We start from the raw sequence: 3311 nt of genomic DNA, 5'->3' as shown, positions 1-3311 counted from the left end.
GGCAATAGAAAAAGCTCTAAATATTGCCAACGAAATTAATCTAAGCGTTGAGGAATTAGAGCTGCTAGAACAACGGGCAATTATGGTACAAGATGAGAGTGGCAAGATACTTTTTGCGGAGAATTCAGTTTATCTCCTAGTTATTTGCTCTTATTGGCATCAATTTACTGAAACTTTATGCTGAAATTCAAGAAAATTTCTTCACATAAAATGACCGAAACCTTTTCCTGTTCCACCTATCTCCGCTTAACCCCGAGCGACCCGTCCCCGTGTCCTACCCCCACAACCAATTTTTTCAGCAAACCCTAATTATTAATTGTTGCCTGCGCACAGCGCTATATCGGTGTTAAACTAGAATATTGAGCAAATCATACATACGACTGAATGAACAAGAATTCAACTATTGACACAAAAGAGCAAATTCTCAATGCTGCTGAGAAACTTTTTGCTTCTCTGGGCTTTGCTGGAACTTCTCTAAGGGCCATAATTCGAGAGGCAGATGTGAATTTGGCTGCCGTCCATTATCATTTTGGTTCAAAAGAAGAATTATTTATCGCCACAGTTCAACGGGTAGCACAACCTATTGTTGAAGAACAACTACGACAACTGGCAATTCTGGAAGAATCTGAAGACCTCCCTTCAGTGGCAGAAATTGTAGCAGCTGTAATTACCCCACCGCTACAAATGACTCAGGATAGCTCAGAGGAATGTCTAATTCATGCCAAATTTATGGGCCGTTGTCGCACGGAACCCTATCCAATTCAGAGACTAGCGGAAGCAGAATTTAGTAGAACTCACCAAAGATTTCTAGATATGATGCAGAAAGTGCTTCCAAATCAATCTCCAATGGAATTAGAATGGAAACTCGATCTTGTGATAGCGATGTTGATCCGAGTTCTCAATCAATTTGAGCCATTAGAACCCCTGAGTGAAAAAAGTTCTAGTGAGGAAATTGACGATCTTGTACAACGTCTTGTGACTTTTATCACTTTTGGAATTAGTGCTGAGGTTAGGGAGTAGGGAGAAATAATTGATGAATAAGAGTGGGATAATTGATTTGATTTTTTATTATCACCAGATGTCTATTCCACTCCAGGAATTAGTTTATAATCTGCACGCCACGAAAACTCAATATTATCAAAGGTTATTAGCAACAGGAACTATTCCGTTGATTTTTGACTTCTAACTTGCCCGTAGCGCTATAGTCTGGGGATATTGTGCTAAGAGAATCAAAAGTTTTATCGATCGCTTCCAATAACCCCCAAGAGTGTGTATAAGAAATTCCTGTTTCTACTTCTGCTTGTCTATCTATGTGGGCGTTAACCCAATCATTGCCTGGCCGTTTATGATGATAGTCGTGAACTGGACTGTCTCCTGTAAGAATCAAAAGGCGTACAGGGAGATGATAGAAAAACATTCTCATCCACCAACGAGTTACCCCCAAAACCTTTACCCAAATTGAATCAGAATGGTTAAAGACAGGGGGTTCTTCGCCACAGAAAATGGCAGAAGTCATTTCTTGTGGGCTATTTCCGAACTTATGTTCTACACATTGGCGTAATAAACTACTCACTTCAAAAAAGGCACTCAGAGGTAAAACCCATATCCAGAAAAACATTTGCCAAGAATGAGTTATCCCCACTCCACATAAGATCGATAACCAAAAAGCTAACGAAATTAAGTTATGAGTGGGATAAGGGGAACAAAAAGCTGATTTTATCCTTGAGTAAAGTTGACGGCAATGAAAGGTGGGTGAAAAAGCGGTTTTAATGAGATGCTTCCATGCCTCATCTACTTTCATTCCTGGGCGAAAACCAGCATTAAGGAAGAGAAAGTTGTAAGTTTCATCACCGGGAGTCAGGAGATGGTGGGAATGGTGAACTTTTGTATGATTTTTCTGGTATTCTCTGAAGGGCAAAGTGAGAGTCAGAATGGAAATAAATTCTCCCAGAGCTTTATTCCAGAAGCGATGAGAAAATACAGCATTATGACTGCAAGCGTGTTGAATAGTTAGACGTAGTTTACGGGTTGATGACAATACGTAAACCCAGCTAATAGGAACAGCAGTTAAATTAACGCAGTCTCCTGTAAATGCGAAATAGCCAACAACAAGACCAAAGATTAGCATAAAGAATGTAGATCCTAAGTCTTCAGCCACAGTTTTCCGTTGTGGAGTTTCTCCAAAACAGGGTTTTCCTATTAACCAAGTAAAGAAAGGCCGAAATTCAGGCCGAATCATTTTGTCAATTCGCTTACGAGTATCCGAATGCAAGTTATTTTGTGGTAACATAAATTTTGGTTTAAATATTTAATGCGGTGGTATTACTGCCGCTTTTTTTTATTTATAAGAGTTATTTAGGAAATAATCACCCAACAAAAATTGCTTTGCTCTGACAACGTAAGTATTTCCTGCGGACTGCTGCGCAAACAGCTATTAGCTGTCAACTCTCATAAGGGGGTTTTAATGAATATAGACTTTGGAGCTGACTTTTGTAGTCAGATTTTTCGTTTCTCAATGGCTTTGTTGCATGAAAGTAGCGTTCTTAACATCCATTCCGCAGCTATATCGCTCTCTTTCTATAGTATTGATGTTCTATCGATCTATTGTCCAATAGTTATTGCTCTGCTGATTCGCGTACGCTCTCTTTCTATAGTATTGATGTTCTATTGATCTATTGTCCAATAGTTATTGCTCTGCTGATTCGCGTACGCTCTCTTTCTATAGTATTGATGTTCTATTGATCTATTGTCCAATAGTTATTGCTCTGCTGATTAAGCCTCAAAGCTTTTACAGCTAAGAGTTTTAGCCGTTTCTATGTCAAACATTGATGTTCTATTTAGGGTTTGCGCTCAAAAGTCTTTTAGTAGGGGTAGGAGACAGGAGACAGGAGACAGGAGACAGGAGAAACGGGGAATTATAGAGGATGTAGTTGGAAGAATTGTCCCTGAATTTTTCTGCCCAACTCTTGCACAAAATGCTAATTTTTTGAGCTATCTTGACCGAAAACAGGGGCACTTTTTTCAACCTAATCAGGCTGAAACTTTTATATGTCAATGCTTTGATATTTAATCAGCAAGCCCTATTTATCTATTGTCCAATAGTTACAGCAGTTTCAGCGCGCTATGAAATACATATGTGGAGCAAGTGCGACAGCTATATACTTTCATGCAACAAAGCCTTTCTCAATTAATAAAACTTTGATCGCCTACTAAAAGAAATAGCTGATAGCTGATGGCTGAATGTTTACCGTTTTTTTTCTTCTTCCCTGTTGCCTGTTGCCTAAAAATCTTCAATATCTCACAACTAAAAT

Annotated in this window: 2 protein-coding genes and 1 pseudogene; 2 read left to right on the top strand and 1 reads right to left on the bottom strand. The window is 39.0% G+C overall.

The features are described 5' to 3' along the window. Positions 1-184, top strand: a pseudogene (locus tag F6K54_RS42155) (transposase); the annotation flags it as partial. A 200-nt stretch (positions 185-384) separates the two neighbouring features. Beyond that, positions 385-1020 carry a TetR/AcrR family transcriptional regulator gene (locus F6K54_RS42150; RefSeq protein ID WP_293090449.1) on the top strand — a complete coding sequence of 212 codons (636 nt, stop codon included), beginning with the start codon at positions 385-387 and terminating at the stop codon, positions 1018-1020. A 127-nt stretch (positions 1021-1147) separates the two neighbouring features. Here the strand turns inward: F6K54_RS42150 and F6K54_RS42145 are convergent, their stop codons facing one another. After that, positions 1148-2290 carry a hypothetical protein gene (locus F6K54_RS42145; protein ID WP_293090448.1) on the bottom strand — a complete coding sequence of 381 codons (1143 nt, stop codon included), beginning with the start codon at positions 2288-2290 and terminating at the stop codon, positions 1148-1150. Positions 2291-3311 lie beyond the last annotated feature (1021 nt).

This window comes from Okeania sp. SIO3B5 (genome assembly GCF_010692555.1).
Classification (GTDB): Bacteria; Cyanobacteriota; Cyanobacteriia; order Cyanobacteriales; family Microcoleaceae; genus Okeania.
The sequence above is the reverse complement of the archived record's forward strand: the minus strand, read 5'-3'. Positions and strand labels throughout refer to the sequence as shown.